The organism is Nitrospirota bacterium, from assembly GCA_004296885.1.
GTDB lineage: Bacteria > Nitrospirota > Nitrospiria > Nitrospirales > Nitrospiraceae > SYGV01.
This window is the reverse complement of sequence record SCVN01000023.1, coordinates 254,583-269,105: the sequence shown is the minus strand read 5'-3', so window position 1 is coordinate 269,105 and position 14,523 is coordinate 254,583. Positions and strand designations below refer to the sequence as shown.

16 protein-coding genes are annotated in these 14,523 nt (G+C 62.5%); 3 read left to right on the top strand and 13 right to left on the bottom strand.

What is annotated here, in order from left to right:
* Positions 1-16: 16 nt before the first annotated feature.
* The 4 genes from EPO61_14410 to EPO61_14395 form a co-directional block, all read right to left on the bottom strand.
* The gene (locus tag EPO61_14410; GenBank protein ID TAJ07155.1) at positions 17-379 is read right to left on the bottom strand and encodes a hypothetical protein; all 363 of its coding nucleotides are present in this window, start codon (positions 377-379) and stop codon (positions 17-19) included.
* Positions 380-391: 12 nt separating this feature from the next.
* Positions 392-697, bottom strand: a complete 306-nt coding sequence (locus EPO61_14405; protein ID TAJ07154.1) for a non-heme iron oxygenase ferredoxin subunit — start codon at positions 695-697, stop codon at positions 392-394.
* A 25-nt stretch (positions 698-722) separates the two neighbouring features.
* On the bottom strand, positions 723-1,613 hold the full coding sequence (locus EPO61_14400) for an ATP-binding protein (protein TAJ07153.1): 891 nt from the start codon (positions 1,611-1,613) through the stop codon (positions 723-725).
* Between the two features lie 343 nt (positions 1,614-1,956).
* Positions 1,957-2,775 (bottom strand): acyl-CoA desaturase, encoded by an 819-nt coding sequence (locus EPO61_14395; protein TAJ07442.1) that lies wholly within the window; start codon positions 2,773-2,775, stop codon positions 1,957-1,959.
* A 165-nt stretch (positions 2,776-2,940) separates the two neighbouring features.
* Between EPO61_14395 and EPO61_14390 the strand changes: the two genes are divergently transcribed.
* Positions 2,941-5,907 (top strand): aldehyde dehydrogenase family protein, encoded by a 2,967-nt coding sequence (locus EPO61_14390; protein TAJ07152.1) that lies wholly within the window; start codon positions 2,941-2,943, stop codon positions 5,905-5,907.
* Between the two features lies 1 nt (position 5,908).
* On the opposite strand, the gene EPO61_14385 is transcribed toward EPO61_14390, so the two are convergent.
* Positions 5,909-6,694 carry a hypothetical protein gene (locus EPO61_14385; GenBank protein TAJ07151.1) on the bottom strand — a complete coding sequence of 262 codons (786 nt, stop codon included), beginning with the start codon at positions 6,692-6,694 and terminating at the stop codon, positions 5,909-5,911.
* Between the two features lie 168 nt (positions 6,695-6,862).
* Here EPO61_14385 and EPO61_14380 point away from each other — a divergent pair, with 168 nt between their 5' ends.
* Complete coding sequence (locus tag EPO61_14380; protein ID TAJ07150.1) at positions 6,863-7,618, top strand: SDR family oxidoreductase; 756 nt, start codon at positions 6,863-6,865, stop codon at positions 7,616-7,618.
* Positions 7,619-7,634: 16 nt separating this feature from the next.
* On the top strand, positions 7,635-8,399 hold the full coding sequence (bioD, locus tag EPO61_14375) for a dethiobiotin synthase (protein ID TAJ07149.1): 765 nt from the start codon (positions 7,635-7,637) through the stop codon (positions 8,397-8,399).
* On the opposite strand, the gene thiE is transcribed toward bioD, so the two are convergent.
* From thiE to EPO61_14335, 8 genes are all read right to left on the bottom strand, one after another.
* Positions 8,380-8,973 (bottom strand): thiamine phosphate synthase, encoded by a 594-nt coding sequence (gene thiE, locus EPO61_14370; GenBank protein ID TAJ07441.1) that lies wholly within the window; start codon positions 8,971-8,973, stop codon positions 8,380-8,382. The genes bioD and thiE overlap by 20 nt on opposite strands.
* A 53-nt stretch (positions 8,974-9,026) precedes the next feature.
* A complete protein-coding gene (accC, locus tag EPO61_14365; GenBank protein ID TAJ07148.1) occupies positions 9,027-10,388 on the bottom strand; it encodes an acetyl-CoA carboxylase biotin carboxylase subunit in 1,362 nt (453 codons plus the stop codon).
* Between the two features lie 24 nt (positions 10,389-10,412).
* A complete protein-coding gene (accB, locus tag EPO61_14360; protein ID TAJ07440.1) occupies positions 10,413-10,859 on the bottom strand; it encodes an acetyl-CoA carboxylase biotin carboxyl carrier protein in 447 nt (148 codons plus the stop codon).
* Between the two features lie 122 nt (positions 10,860-10,981).
* Positions 10,982-11,542, bottom strand: coding sequence for an elongation factor P (gene efp, locus EPO61_14355; GenBank protein ID TAJ07147.1), 561 nt, complete (start codon positions 11,540-11,542; stop codon positions 10,982-10,984).
* A gap of 35 nt (positions 11,543-11,577) precedes the next feature.
* Positions 11,578-12,072, bottom strand: coding sequence for a type II 3-dehydroquinate dehydratase (gene aroQ, locus EPO61_14350; protein TAJ07146.1), 495 nt, complete (start codon positions 12,070-12,072; stop codon positions 11,578-11,580).
* A gap of 141 nt (positions 12,073-12,213) precedes the next feature.
* Positions 12,214-13,443 (bottom strand): bifunctional phosphopantothenoylcysteine decarboxylase/phosphopantothenate--cysteine ligase CoaBC, encoded by a 1,230-nt coding sequence (gene coaBC / locus EPO61_14345; protein ID TAJ07145.1) that lies wholly within the window; start codon positions 13,441-13,443, stop codon positions 12,214-12,216.
* A gap of 30 nt (positions 13,444-13,473) precedes the next feature.
* Positions 13,474-13,836 (bottom strand): DNA-directed RNA polymerase subunit omega, encoded by a 363-nt coding sequence (gene rpoZ / locus EPO61_14340; protein TAJ07144.1) that lies wholly within the window; start codon positions 13,834-13,836, stop codon positions 13,474-13,476.
* On the bottom strand, positions 13,833-14,495 hold the full coding sequence (locus EPO61_14335; protein ID TAJ07439.1) for a guanylate kinase: 663 nt from the start codon (positions 14,493-14,495) through the stop codon (positions 13,833-13,835). The genes rpoZ and EPO61_14335 overlap by 4 nt, the downstream gene beginning before the upstream one ends.
* Between the last annotated feature and the right edge of the window lie 28 nt (positions 14,496-14,523).

Here is a 14,523-nt window from a genome sequence, read left to right as displayed (position 1 = left end):
ACCCAGTCCCGCCGGGTTAATTGCCTGCCGCGCGAAAGACCGCCAGGAGGTCGCTTAGGGCGATGGTCTTGTTCTGGAGAATTGCCCGTTCCCGCTTCACCTCTTCCACGACCGAGGCGGTTGCTCCCCCCTGTTTCAGACAGGTCTCGCCCAGAGCCAGGATGCGGGCACATTCCTGTGAGACTTTCTCTTTGACCACCCGGTTGACTGCCATGATGTCCAGCATCTTGGCCTTGGTCGCGGACAGATGGGCCTGCAGTTCCGCTTCGGGAAACGACCGGCGGGCCGCCTCGTCACGGCAACGGTCCAGATATTGGCTGAGGAAGACGTAGAGCCGCACGAAGGTTTCCGTCGTGTCGATATGGGTGGAGGTGGCCATGGTGGGTCTCCTTTACAAGAGAACCTTTATGTCCTGCCCTTCGACTTTCACTTCATAGGTCTTGACGCAAGCCGAGGGGCTGGTGGAGCACTTGCCGTCTTTGACGTTGTATTCCCAGCCATGCCAGGGACAGGCGACGGTGTCGCCGGTCAGCTCGCCTTCTCCCAAAGGCCCGCCCCGATGCACGCAGGTGTTGTCGATTGCGTAAAAGGTCCCGTCCACGTTGAACAGGGCGATGGCTTGGCCGTTTGCTTCAACCGTGATGCCGGTGCCGGCTTTGACATCTCCCGCTCCCGCCACTCGCACGAATTCCGCCATGATCTTCTCCTTTATCGTTGCGGGTCTAATTCGACCCGGCCGGTCGCTTGAGCTTATTCAACATCCGTTCGATCGGGTTGGACGGCTGGTCTCCGCCCCCCCTTTCCGTGAACTGGGCGGCCAGTTTGGCCGCGATCTCACGGAAGGCCGCCGCCTGCGGCGAAGCCGGATCGGCCACGACGATCGGCATGCCTGAGTCGCCGCCGGCGCGGATCGCCGGATCAATCGGGACCCGTCCGAGAAAGGGAATGCCCAGTTTTTGGGCCGCCCGCTCTCCCCCGCCGGTCGAAAAGATTTCGGTTCGTTCCCCGCAATGGCCGCAGACGAAAAAGCTCATGTTCTCGATGATGCCCAGCAACGGCACGTTGACCTTCTGGAACATCATCATGCCCTTCCGTACGTCGTGGAGCGCCACCTCCTGGGGGGTCGTCACCGTGATCGCGCCGGAGAGGGGCACCAACTGCGAGATGGTGAGCTGGGCGTCTCCCGTGCCGGGCGGCAGGTCCACCAACAGGTAATCCAGGGTCCCCCAGGTCACGTCCCTGAAGAACTGCTGGATGGCCGTGTGGATCATGGGGCCCCGCCAGACGACCGCCGTCTCTTCCGGCACGAAGAAGCCCATCGAGATGATTTTGACGCCGTGGCTCTCGGCCGGCTTGATCTTGCCGTCTTGCTGCTCGGGCGGCTTCGGCACCCCCATCATCATCGGAATGTTGGGGCCGTAGATGTCGGCATCCATGAGCCCGACTTTCGCCCCCGATTGGGCCAGGGCCACGGCCAGATTGGCGGCGACCGTGGACTTGCCCACGCCGCCCTTGCCGCTGCTGACCGCAATGACGTGCTTCACGTCGGGGATCAAGTCCTGTTTGCTCGGCCCCCCTGCTTGCGCTGTCTGTCCCGCGCTTGTATCTGCCATGGAATCAGCCTCCTACCCTCGTCATGGTGCCGGGCGTCGTCTGACGCGCCTGGCACGGACTGTTCACTGGGTCATGATACGCCCCCCCGTCTGATTCAGACAAGGGGCTATTGGGCCGGTAATAGGAGGGGGAAAAGACCTAGCCGACTGTTGAAAACTATTTTGGAGCCACTCAGGCACCAATCGTTCGATGGCTTGGGATGATATGAGAACCTCCCGCAGGATGGTCAAAAAGGCCGTCCAGCGAGGCCGCAGCCAGCGAAGGGGCGAGGCGTACTCTGTGCGGTACGTTGAGTCCCTGAGCGACGCGAGAACAAAGCTGGCGGACTTTTTCAACAGCCTGCTAGGCTTGGTAGCGCTGTAGATTCGAGGCCAGCCTCAGTTTGGACAAAGTGAAGATGAGCCATTTGGAGGGGTCGAAATTGTACCACTTGGGGCCGTTGCGATAATCCCGCAGGTGGGCATGGTGGTAGTTGTGATAGCCCTCGCCGAAGGTGAGCAACGAAATCCACCAACTGTCCCTGCTGCTATCGTCCGTCCCGTGCGGCTGGGAGCCCCACATGTGGCAGATCGAATTGATGCAGAAGGTGGAGTTCAGGACCAGGAAGGTCCGGCAGACTCCGGCCAGCAGAAAGCAGCTCAGCCCGCCGATCCAGCCCCCATGCGCAAGTCCGACGACGAAGGGCAGCAGCAGGCCGGAGAGCATGATCGGCAGATAGTACCGGTGTTGCCACATGATCAACGGGTCTTTGCGCAGCTTGGTCTCGTATTTTTCGTCCCGGTAGGGGGACTTGATGAAAATCCAACCGCAGTGACTGTGCCAGAACCCCTTGAGCGCGTTATAGGGATCTTCTTCCTGGTCGCAGCGCGCATGGTGGCGGATATGGTCCGAGCACCAGCGCAGCGCGGAGTTCTCCAATGCCCAGCCGCCAGCGATCAGGAAGCAGGCCTTGACCCAATTGGGGCAGTCGAAGCTTCGGTGCGAGATCAACCGATGGTAGCCGACCGTGATGCCCAGGCCGCTGGCCATGTATAGGATGGCAAACATGATCCAGTCCAGTTTGGTGAAGCCGTAGGTCCAGGCGAAGAGCGGGACGCCAACGAGGGTGGCGACGGTGATGACGCTAAAGAGGACGATGCAGGGGTAGTCTGTCTTCGGCATGGGTTTGTTCACCAGGCTTCCTCCCCGTGTTTGTCCGGCCTCCGAAGTCATTCCTCTCTGGTGTATTCCTGCAAGGCGGGCGTAGCCTAGCGGAATCATTCATAGTTTTCAAGGGAAACTTTCGAGGGTGTATACTTGGAGACAGAAAACAGTCGTGAGGTTTCGGTGACCGGGACGCATCGCAGAGAACTCAGTGACCGGGACGTGGAGGCGGCCACCGGACGCATTGGCCGGATGCTGGCCGCGCAATCGGCCGGCCATGTGCCGTCGCTCTTCGACCGTCGCTGGTGGTCGAGCAGCCTGCTGGATTGGTGCATGCGCAACGAGACGTTCAAGGTGCAGCTCTTCCGCTTCGTTGACGTGTTGCCTTCGTTGAACAGCGATGCACAGGTGGCGAGACTGGCGGAGGAGTATTTTGCCGGCCTGCAGAGCGGCGCCAATCCCCTGCAGTGGGGGGTGCAGGCTGTGTCGGCAAGCAAGTTGGGCGCGAGGCTCAGCGCCAGGTCGCTCCGCAAGCGCATCGAACAGATGGCGCGCACCTTCATTGCCGGCGACTCGGTACGGGATGCGGTACCGGTGCTGGCCGGTCTGTGGAAGGACGGGCGGGGTTTTTCCGTGGATCTCTTGGGAGAAGCCACGGTCAGCGAGAAGGAGGCGGATCACTATCGAGACCGCTGCCTCGATGCGTTGACGTGGCTGGGGCGAGCTGCCGGTGACTGGCCTTCCTCTTCACGCCTCGAACAGGATCACTTGGGCCCCCTGCCGCGCGTCAACCTCTCGGTGAAACTCTCCGCGCTCTATTCCCATCTGGACCCCATCGATCCGGAGGGCGGTTTTGCGTCGGTTGCCGCGCGGCTGCGCCCGATCCTGGACCTGGCGGTCCGGCTGCCGGCCGGTCTTACGTTCGACATGGAGCAGGCGGAGCTCAAGGATCTGACGCTGATGATATTTATGCGCCTGCTCTCCGAAGAGGCCTATCGGCAGTACCCTTATGGGAGCATTGCCTTGCAGGCCTACCTGACCGAGTCTGTCCATGATTTGGAGGCCCTGATTCAGTGGGCCGGCAAGCGTACGGCGCCGGTGGGGGTACGATTGGTCAAGGGCGCTTATTGGGATTCCGACATGGTTCGTTACCGACAGCGGGGCTGGCCGGTCCCCCTGTTCCGGCACAAGGCCGAGACGGATGCCAATTACGAAGCGATGAGCCGGTTGTTGATCCACCATGCGGATCATATCCGGCCTTCGTTTGGGACGCATAACCTCCGCAGCCTGGCTTATGCGCAGGCCCTGGCGGACGCAACCGGGCTGCCTCCCGAAGCCTGCGAGTACCAGATGATCTTCGGCATGGCGGAACCGCTCCAGAATGCCGTGGTGGCGGAAGGACGTCGCGTCCGGCTCTACACCCCGGTCGGAGAGTTTCTTCCCGGCATGGCCTACTTGGTGCGACGCCTTCTTGAAAATACCTCCAATGAATCGTTTTTGCGCAAAGAATATGCCGAAGCTGCTTCGGTGGATTTGCTGCTGGCTTCCCCCGCCCCACCGCCAATGGATCAGCGGATTGAACGTGTAGACCGGTTTGAGAACGAACCCCATACGGACTTCTCCCTGGCGTCGGCCAGGGCTGCGATGGCCGAGGCCCTGGCTTCCGTCCGCGCCCTGCTGGACAAGCCTCTGGCCCGATGGCCGGATGCCGGTCCGGTTCCATCCGGACCCGAATTGGTTTCGCGGAATCCCGCTCGGCCGCAGGAAATCATTTGCCGGATGCCGACAGTTGCGCCAGGCGACGTCGCGTCGTTGGTCCATGTCGCGCAGGAACAGTGGCCTGCGTGGCGGACCGTGTCGCCCTCGGAACGGGCGGCGTACCTGGTCAAGGCTGCCGAAATTATGCGCCGTCGGCGCCTGGAGTTGGCAGCCTGGGAGATTTTCGAAACGGGGAAGCCCTGGCGTGAAGCGGATGCGGATGTGGCGGAGGCCATCGACTTTCTCGAATTTTATGCGCGAGACATGCAGCGACTCGTTGAGTCCCAATGCGTGGGGCAGGCGCCGGGCGAGCAGAACCAGGTGCTCTATGCGCCGCGCGGAGCGACCGCCGTGCTGGCTCCCTGGAATTTCCCGCTGGCGATCCCGACCGGCATGGTCAGCGCCGCGCTGGTGACGGGCAATCCGGTCCTGTTCAAACCGTCGGAACGGTCGCCTCGGGTCGGGCATCTGTTGATGGAGGTGTTTGCCGAAGCCGGGCTGCCGAGCGGCGTCTTGCAATTCATGCCCGGCGGGCCGGATGTCGGGCGGACGTTGGTCGGCCATCCGGATGTGCGGATGATTGCGTTTACCGGGTCGAAGGATGTCGGACTCTCGATCCTGGCCCAGGCGGTCTCCGTCGAGCCTGGACGGCAGGGCCTCAAACACGTTATCGCGGAGATGGGGGGCAAGAACGCGATCATTGTGGACGAGACGGCGGATCTTGACGAGGCGGTGACGGGGGTCGTTGACTCCTTTACCGGCTACCAAGGGCAGAAGTGCTCAGCCTGTTCGCGGGCCATCGTCCATGAAGCAATCTACGAGTCCTTCCTGCAGCGGCTGGCGGATACGGTCCTCAGCCTGCCGATCGGCGATCCGGAAGACCCGGGGACCAGGATGGGGCCGCTGATCGATGAGCGGGCTTGCGCCACGGTGCGTGAGTACATTCAGATCGGGAAGCGCGAAGGGCGACTGGTGCTGGAACGGCAGGTGGAACGCGAAGGATATTTTGTCGGGCCGGTCGTGTTTGCCGATGTGCCCCCCGGCGGACGGCTGGCACAGGAAGAGATTTTCGGCCCGGTTCTGGCCGTGTTGAAGGCGCGGGATTTCGGCGAAGCGCTTACCCTGGCCAATGATTCGCCCTATGCCTTGACCGGCGGCGTCTATTCACGGAGCCCCGTCAATATCCGTCTGGCGGCGGAGTCGTTCGATGTCGGCAATCTCTACATCAATCGCCCCATCACGGGGGCGCTGGTGGGCCGCCAGCCGTTCGGCGGGCATCGTTTGTCCGGCGTGGGGGCGAAGACGGGAGGGCAAGGCTACTTGAATCAATTCATGGTCATGCGGGTGACCAGTGAAAACACCCTGCGCCGCGGGTTTGCTCCCGCGGACTGAACTACCGGGTTCCGATCACCACTTCTTCGAGTTCTTCCATGATCTCGGTGATGAAGCCCTGGTCCGTCTTGACCGGCGGGAGTTCCTGCCGCTCCACGTACTTGACCAGCCCCACTCCCCTGGCAAACCAGGCGGTCATCACGTCGGTGCCGTAGACCTTCCTCCCGCTCCCTGAGAGGGTAATTTGCATCCGCATCCGGGCCTCGATACGGATGGTGTCCTGATACGTGCCGGCCGGGACGGAGATGGTGTCTTTGCCAAGCACGTGCACGCTGGCCTCGGCGTCCACTCGTTCCTCCTGCTCGTCCCCGTCCAGATCTGCGCCGAGCGTCACGCCCTTCCGATCGAATTGCTGAAACGAGGACGGGATGACCAGCGGGAAGCGGACAATCTGATAGGGCACCAATTGCTTTTCGAGCGGGGTGCCCGGTTGGGACCCGTAGTAGACGATCCCGACTGCGTCCCGTCGGTAGTAACTGTCGCTGGGGCCGTGGTCGCCGGGATTCGTATCGTGAAAGACTTTGACGGTGACGCCTTTCAGATTTTCGACCCCCTGGACGGTCGACACGTTGACAAACCCCTTGCCGGCTATTTTCTGGAGAGGCCCCTCTTCCACATAACCCCGGTACTTCCAACGGCTGCCCGGCGCGTCGGGGAAGTATTCGTCGGCATGGGCGATGGTTTCAGGCTCGGCGCCGGCAGCGAGGGGAAGGGCCGGATGGCCTAGAAACAGTAGCCCCACGGCTGCCATGGTTATGAGGGCCGGTTTGAAGGGGACATGGGGCATGGCAACTCCTGTTGGATACATTGGCGCGACACGGTAGCACAAGTGCGGGAAATCGAGCAAGGCTGAAGCACGCGCCACCGGCTGTGCCTCCTTGTGTTTTCTCGGGCCAATTCACGATAATGCCATCGTGGGTGACGCTCGGACACATTCACCGCAGAGAACGATCTGATGGGAAGAGAGTCTTCCACGCCCTCCTCCGTGCTGGTCACCGGCGGCTCCGGCGTCATCGGCAGGGCCCTCTGTGTGGAATTCGGCCGTGCCCGGTGGAACGTCGGAGTGCACTACCGAACAAGACGAGAAGAGGCGGAACGTACCGCGGCGACGGTTGTCGAGAGCGGAGGGACTGCCTGCTGCCTGCAAGCCGACATCCGAGAGGCCAAGCCGGTGCGGGCCATGGTCGATGCGTTCCTCTCCCGTTGGGGGCGCCTGGACGTGCTCATCTGCAATGCGGGGCAGGCCGGCAACGGGTTGGTGCTCAAGACCAGCGTGGAGCAGTGGACGGATACGATCGAGACGAACCTCACCGGGACGTTTCACTGTCTGCAGGCTGCCGGTCCCGTCATGGTTCGACAGCAGGGAGGCTCCGTGTTGGTCGTCGCTTCCTTCTCGGCTTTGCAAGGGACGACCGGGCAGGCGGCCTATGCGGCGGCCAAGGCGGGTCTGTTGGGTCTCGTCAAAAGCGCGGCGCGCGAATGGGGCGCCGACAACGTCCGAGTCAATGCCGTCTGTCCCGGTTGGCACCGGTCGAATCTGACCGGCTCGGCCATGCCGGAAGAATCGGGCATCAAGGAGGCAATGGGCGTGAACGAGCATGTGCTGGGTCGGTTGACGGACGTGGAGTCGGTCGCTCGCTCCATCTATCATCTGGCCCTGCTGCCCGCCGCCTCGGGTCAAATTTGGAATCTGGACAGTCGCATCCTCTGATGGCAGGCTTCAGATCATGACGGGTCTTCCGCGCAGCGCCTCTCCCCTATCGTCCGGCAGCTGCTTTGTGACCGGAACGGATACGGGTGTCGGCAAGACGGTGGTTACGGCCGCGCTGGTTGTCTGTTTAAAGCGTCGAGGGCTCTCGGTTGGTGTTCTGAAGCCGGTTGAAACCGGTTATGAAGCAGGCTCTGCCGGGCCATCCGATGCGGAACGGTTTCTTACTTGCTTGGCCGGCGACGATCCCGGCGCTTTCCTGAGCCTCTATCAGTTCTCTGCCCCCATCGCGCCGCTGGCCGCCGCCAGACAAGTCGGAGCGGTCATCAGTCTGGACCGCATCGTGGAAGCCTATGGACGGTTGGCGGCTCGCTATCGTGCCGTGCTGATCGAGGGGGCGGGCGGCCTTTGTGTGCCGCTCACCGACCGTGAAGACATGCGGGATCTGATCGAGCGATTGGCCTTGCCGGTCGTGCTCGTGGGCCGCTGCGCGCTCGGCGGCGTCAACCACGCGCTGCTGACGCTCGAAGCCTTGCGGGCGCGAAAGATTCCCGTGCTGGCCCTGGTGCTGAACCAACAGATTCCGTATCAGGCAGCCTTGGATGAAGATCTGCAAGCGGCCTCGACGGTCGCCTTGCTGAAGGAACGGAGCGGCGTCCCCGTGATTGGGCCTCTCCCCTACCTGGCGGGCCTGGCCGGAGGGGGGGATGTGGGTGTGTCGGAACTGTCCCGCGATCCGGGCATCGAAACGCTGGCCGACCTCGTCAGCCGAGATGGGCTCTGAAGGCCCGAACGGCCGCAGGCACGTCGGCAGCTTGTGCCAGAGCTGAAATCACCGCGACTCCATCCGCTCCCGCCTCGACAACGGCTGCGACGTTGTTTGCCGTGATCCCTCCGATGGCGAAGATCGGCAACCTGGTCAGGGTTCTGATTCGGCGCAGCTCTTCGAGCCCGACCACCGGCTCATGGTCCCGTTTGCTGGCCGTGGAAAAGATCGGGCCGAAACCCAGATAGTCGGCTCCTCCGGCTATGGCTGATTGAACATCCGCCTCTCGGTGGGTGGAGATGCCGATCAACTTGTCCGGTCCCATGAGGGATCTGGCGAGGGGCACTGGAAGGTCGTCCTGGCCCAGGTGGACGCCGTCCGCTTCGACCGCCAGGGCCAGATCGCAGCGATCGTTGATGATGAACAGGGCCTGCACGTCGGCGGCCACTTGGCGGAGGTGCAAGGCCTGACGATAGACGGTCAGGGCGGAATCCGTCTTGTTGCGGTATTGAAACAAGCGCACGCCGGCGGAGGCCGCCTCGCGCAGCAATTCCTCCGGGGGCTTGCTGCCGGAGGCGATCGGGTCGAGGATGACGTAGAGGCCCTTGAGCGGAGACGAACGGGTTGGATGCGCAGCCACCTGAGTCAGTGCGCAGGGTTGACCGGATGGTTGGCGAGGAAGCGTTCGAGGTAACTGGTCGAGACCCGGCCTTTTTGGAATTCCGCGTCGCTGAAAATCCGGCGGTGCAGCGGGATCGTGGTCTTGATCCCCTCGATCACAAACTCGCCCAGCGCCCGGCGCATGCGCGCCATGGCTTCGTCGCGATCCTGCCCGTGGGTGATCAGTTTGGCGATCAACGAATCATAGTGAGGCACCACGGTACTGTTGGCTTCCATGGCCGAATCCACCCGGACGCCGATCCCGCCGGGCTGATGGTAGCGGAAGATCGGGCCGGGACAGGGGGTGAACTTCTCCGGATCTTCCGCGTTGATCCGGCATTCGAAGCTGTGGCCGGACAGCTTGATGTCCTGTTGCCGGAAGGCCAAGGGCAAGCCCGCCGCGATCCGGATCTGCTCCTTGATCAGGTCGATGCCCGTGACCATTTCCGTCACCGGATGTTCGACCTGGATTCTGGCGTTGACCTCCATAAAGTAGAAGTTCTGGTCCTTGTCCAGCAGAAATTCGACGGTGCCGGCGTTGCGATAGTGGGCGGCTTTGATGGCTTCGACGGCGACGCGGCCCATCTCCCGGCGCAACCGGTCATCCACGGCCGGGGACGGGGTTTCTTCAACCAGCTTTTGGTAACGGCGCTGGATCGAGCAGTCCCGTTCTCCCAGGAAGACCACGCGGCCCCGCTCGTCGGCCAGGATCTGGACTTCAATGTGGCGAGGCTCCAGAAAGTACCGTTCGAGATAGACGCCCTCGTTGCCGAAGGTGGACTTGGCTTCGGCTTGCGCCGTCTGAAAGGCCCGGACCACTTCCTCTTCCTTGTTGACCACGCGCATGCCGCGGCCGCCCCCGCCGGCGGACGCCTTGATGATGACCGGAAACCCGATCTTGCGGGCGGCCTCCAGCGCGTCGCTTTCGCTGTGGAGTTCGCCCGGGCTGCCGGGAAGGACCGGAATGCCGCGGCGGATCATGAGTTCCCGCGCCTTGGCCTTGTCCCCCATCATGGCGATGTTTTCTGAAGTGGGTCCGATAAATTTCACGCCGATGGATTCGCAGACTTCCGCAAAATGCGCGTTTTCAGCCAGAAATCCATACCCGGGATGGATCGCATCGGCACCGGTAATCTCGGCGGCGCTGAGCACGTTGGGAATGTTCCGGTAGCTGAGCGCGCTCTCGGCCGGGCCGACGCAGACATGTTCGTCCGCTGTCCGCACGTGCACCGAGGCTGCATCCGCCTCGGAATGGATCGCGACGGTCTGGATCCCAAGCTCTTGGCAGGCCCGAATGACCCGGAGGGCGATTTCCCCTCGATTGGCGACGAGCACTTTCTTAAACACGGAGACTCCTGCGGGGTGGTCTTCTTATGACGCTGACGCGGGCGCGATCAGAAACAGCGGCTGCCCGTATTCGACGGGCTTTGTGCTCTCAGCCAGGATTTTGACGATCCGGCCGTCCATCTCCGATTCGATCTCGTTCATGAGTTTCATGGCTTCCACGATGCAGAGCACCTGGCCCTTCTTGACCAGGTCCCCCTCGCTCACATAGGGGTCGGCGTCCGGGGACGGCGACCGGTAAAAGGTGCCGACGATCGGCGAGGTGACCGTGATGCCCCCGGCGACTTCCGCCGTCGGAGTCGGCTCGGCGCTGGGCTCCGGTTGCGCGACTTGACCGGCCGAGGCGTTCTCCCAGGAGATCGGCTGGCCGGCGGACGGAAAGAAATCCCGGCGCACTCGGACTCTGACGCCGTCCCGTTCCAACTCCAGTTCGGTCAGGTTATGCTCCTTCAGCAGCTCGACCAGTTGCGCGATGTGGTTCCGCTGCGCCCTGGAAATATCCTGCGAACCGGCGGCGCGCGGCGTGCGGGCCTCCGGCTTCGCGGCTTTGGTGCGGGTCGGGTTTCGTTTCGGCTGGCGGTGCGGTTGTGGCTTCTTCACCTGACGCGCTCCACGTATTCCCTGGTTCGGGTGTCGATCTTGATCACCTCGCCGATTTCCAGGTACAGGGGCACTTTGATGACGGCACCGGTCTCCACGATGACGGGCTTGTTTCCGCCGGAGGCCGTATCGCCGCGCACGCCCGGTTCGCCGTCCACCACTTTCAGTTCAATGAAGATGGGCAGTTCCACGGCGATCGGCCGGTGTTCGTACACCAGGATCTTGGAGATCATGTTCTCTTTGAGCAGGTCTGCGTTCTCGCCGAGTTGCTTCTTCTCATAGGTAAACTGCTCGAAGGACTCGGTGTCCATGAAGGTGTACGAATCGCCGGCGGCATACAAAAACTGCATTTCCCGCTCTTCCAGGTCCGGCTCCTCGAACCGTTCGCCCGAGCGAAAGGTCCGATCGAGAATGTTGTTGGTCTTGTAGCTTTTCAGCTTGGTGCGGACAAACGCGCCCCCTTTGCCCGGCTTCACGTGCTGGAACTCGACGATGTAGTACGGGTCGCCTTCCACCATCAGCCTGGTCCCGTTGCGAAAATCTGCGGTTGAAATCACGAGTCAGAACCCCTTTCTTCCTTAGCGTAGACGCCTCAGTTGGCGGCGGATGAACGTGTGTGCCGCACGTGATCGACGGCCGCCTTGATGCCCAAGAGATAGCCGGCAGGCCCGAAGCCGGAAATTTGTCCCACCGCCACTGCGGCGATATACGACCGCCGGCGGAACTTTTCCCGAGCATGGATGTTGGTGAGATGCACCTCGACGGTCGGGACCTCCACGGCGGCAATGGCGTCTCTGATGGCGACACTGGTATGGGTGTAGCCGGCCGGATTGATGACGATGGCGTCGAAGCGGTCGCGGGCGTCCTGTATCCAGGTGACCAACTCCCCTTCCTGGTTCGATTGCCGACTCTCCACGTAGATGCGCTCTTGCTTGGCCAGCTCGGCCATTTGCGCCTCGATGGTTTTGAGCGTCGTGCGGCCATAGAGCGATCGCTCGCGCGTTCCCAGCAGATTCAAATTGGGCCCATGCAGCACCAGGATGCGGAGCGTCGACCGGGTTTTCGTGCTGTTCGTGAGCGTCGCCATGGCCTACTCGGGTTTCGCTTGCCGAAGTTGTGTATTGTAGCAGCCTTTAAGTAGGTAGTAAATAAAAGAACATGGGTGCGGAGCCGGCGATGCGAGGGAAAGTGCTCGCGCTCGGCCGCGATGCCGGCGAGTCGGTGACGGTCAGGTGCCGCCTTTCGAAGGCCCCGGTTTCCGGCGCGGGCGGATCAATGTCAGGACGGCATTCAGAATGTGATCGGCCAACTCTCGTTTCGGCAGGAGTCCCAGCTCCCTGACCTGGCCGTTGCGGTCGATCAGTGTGGCGGCGTTGGTGTCGGAACCGAATCCGGAGCCTTCGGCGGCGACGTTGTTGCCCACGATGAGATCCAGACCTTTCCGTTTCAGTTTGGCCGTCGCGTGGGCCAGCACAGATTCGGTCTCGGCGGCGAAACCGACGAGAACCTGGTCGCGGCGTTGTTGCGAGAGCTGGTGCAGGATATCGTCGGTCGGGGCGAGGTCCAGCTTCTTCCAGTACCCGCCGTCCTTTTTCAATTTGGCGGAGGATGGCCGCAAGGGTCGAAAGTCCGCCACCGCGGCCGCCATGACGACGACGGTGGCCCAGGGCAAGCGGGCCAGCAGGGCCTTCTGCATCTCTTCCGCCGTGACGACGTGAATCAGGTCGACGCCGGGAGGGGCGGTGAGTGTCGTGGGGCCGCTGACCAGTGCCACGGCGGCGCCGCGTTCGCGGGCCGCCTGTGCGATGGCGTACCCCATCTTGCCGGACGACCGGTTGGAGATGTATCGCACCGGATCGATGGCTTCTTGCGTCGGACCGGCGGACACGAGCAGCCGTTGGCCGGTCCAATCTTGTCGCGGAGCGAGGGCCTGTTCCAGCGCGGCCATGATCCGTGATTCTTCCGCCAGGCGTCCGAGTCCGATCCGGCCCGAGGCGAGCGGACCCTCTTCCGGGTCCAAGACCGTCACCCCCCGCGCCCGAAGCGTTGCGACATGGGCCTGAACGGCCTGATGGTGCCACATCCCGCCATCCATTGCGGGTGCGACGATCAGTGGACTGGTGACGTTCAACAGTAAGGTGCTGAGCAGGTCGTCCGCCAGGCCCAGCGCGCACTTGGCCAGCAGGTTGGCGGTGGCCGGGGCCACGATCACCGCATCGGCGCGCTCGGGCAGAGCCAGATGCGGCATGTCCTGCTGAGCGGCGAAGAGGTCGGTGGCAACCGGATGCTTGGAAAGGGTCTCAAAGGTGAGCGGTGTCACGAAACGGCCGGCGGCCTGAGTCATGACGACCGAGACGTCGGCCCCCTCCCGCATGAACGTCCGCAATAGCCCGACAGCCTTGTAGGCCGCGATGCTGCCGGTCACGCCGAGCACGAGACGTTTCCCTGTCAGCTTCATGGGCGGCTCGGGCCTCATCGGGGTCTTCCGTTACTCCTCGCTGTCCGATTCCGCTGGTTTGGGCGAGTCATCCACGTAGACGCTCAGCTCTTTTTTGATCTCCCGGGCGTCCTCCGCCGACTCGACGGCGACGGTTCGTTCCAGTTCGCCCTCTCGACCCTTTTTGGCTTCCTTGAGAGCCTGTCGGGCGTCTTTTCCTGTGAGGAACTTGATCCGTCCCTGCAAGACCTCGTCGAGCGCCTGGGTGGTCTCTTTCGTGAACCGGACCGGGCCCATAGGCGGCGCGCCTTGCATCAAATGTTTCGCCCGCTGGGCGGCCGCGATCACCAGGCGATGGCGCGAATCGAACCGGTCCTGGTTGGCCTCTGGCAACAACGATAGCATGTCGATCATGGGCGTCTGTTCTCCTGCTGTGGGGTGAGGGTGGATCCGTCTCGAACTGCGGACGCGTCGTCCTTTTCGCGGATGAAGTTTTCTTCAAGCCAGCCGATGTCCAGCCGTTTGGTCTTGATGCGTTCGGCCAGAATGACGGCTTCGAGTTCCTGCAACGCCTGTTTCATGTCGTCGTTCCGCACGATGTAGTCGTAATTCCGGTAGCTCCAGACTTCCTCCCGCGCTTTTTGGAGGCGTCGTTGGATTTCCTCCGGGGCATCCCCGCCGCGGTTCTCCAGCCTGATACGCAACGTCTCCAGCGACGGCGGCAGAATGTAGATATAGACCGCATCCTCGAAGCGCTTCTTGATCTGTGTGGCTCCTTGGGTGTCGATTTCGAGCAGGACGTCCAGGCCCTGGTTCATCATGCCGGTCAACGCGCTGCGCGGCGTTCCGTAGAAGTGGCCGTATACCGGCGCCCATTCGGCAAACTCGTTCCGCTGAATCATGTCCTGAAACAGTTGGTCCTCCACGAAAAAATATTCACGACCGTGCACTTCGCCCGGCCGGGGCTTCCGCGTGGTGTAAGAGATCGAGTGCCGAAGTCCCGGCACCGTCGCGACCAATTGCTTGCAGAGCGTGGTCTTGCCGGCGCCTGACGGCGCGGATACGACGAACAGCCATCCTTTGCGTTGTCCTGGATCTTGC

Excerpts from the sequence above, each read along its gene's own strand:
- EPO61_14410 (TAJ07155.1), bottom strand. The coding sequence starts at position 379 with ATGGCCACCTCCACCCATATCGACACGACGGAAACCTTCGTGCGGCTC.
- EPO61_14405 (TAJ07154.1), bottom strand. The coding sequence starts at position 697 with ATGGCGGAATTCGTGCGAGTGGCGGGAGCGGGAGATGTCAAAGCCGGC.
- EPO61_14400 (TAJ07153.1), bottom strand. The coding sequence starts at position 1,613 with ATGGCAGATACAAGCGCGGGACAGACAGCGCAAGCAGGGGGGCCGAGC.
- EPO61_14395 (TAJ07442.1), bottom strand. The coding sequence starts at position 2,775 with ATGCCGAAGACAGACTACCCCTGCATCGTCCTCTTTAGCGTCATCACC.
- EPO61_14385 (TAJ07151.1), bottom strand. The coding sequence starts at position 6,694 with ATGCCCCATGTCCCCTTCAAACCGGCCCTCATAACCATGGCAGCCGTG.
- EPO61_14380 (TAJ07150.1), top strand. The coding sequence starts at position 6,863 with ATGGGAAGAGAGTCTTCCACGCCCTCCTCCGTGCTGGTCACCGGCGGC.
- bioD (TAJ07149.1), top strand. The coding sequence starts at position 7,635 with ATGACGGGTCTTCCGCGCAGCGCCTCTCCCCTATCGTCCGGCAGCTGC.
- aroQ (TAJ07146.1), bottom strand. The coding sequence starts at position 12,072 with ATGGCGACGCTCACGAACAGCACGAAAACCCGGTCGACGCTCCGCATC.
- coaBC (TAJ07145.1), bottom strand. The coding sequence starts at position 13,443 with ATGAAGCTGACAGGGAAACGTCTCGTGCTCGGCGTGACCGGCAGCATC.
- rpoZ (TAJ07144.1), bottom strand. The coding sequence starts at position 13,836 with ATGATCGACATGCTATCGTTGTTGCCAGAGGCCAACCAGGACCGGTTC.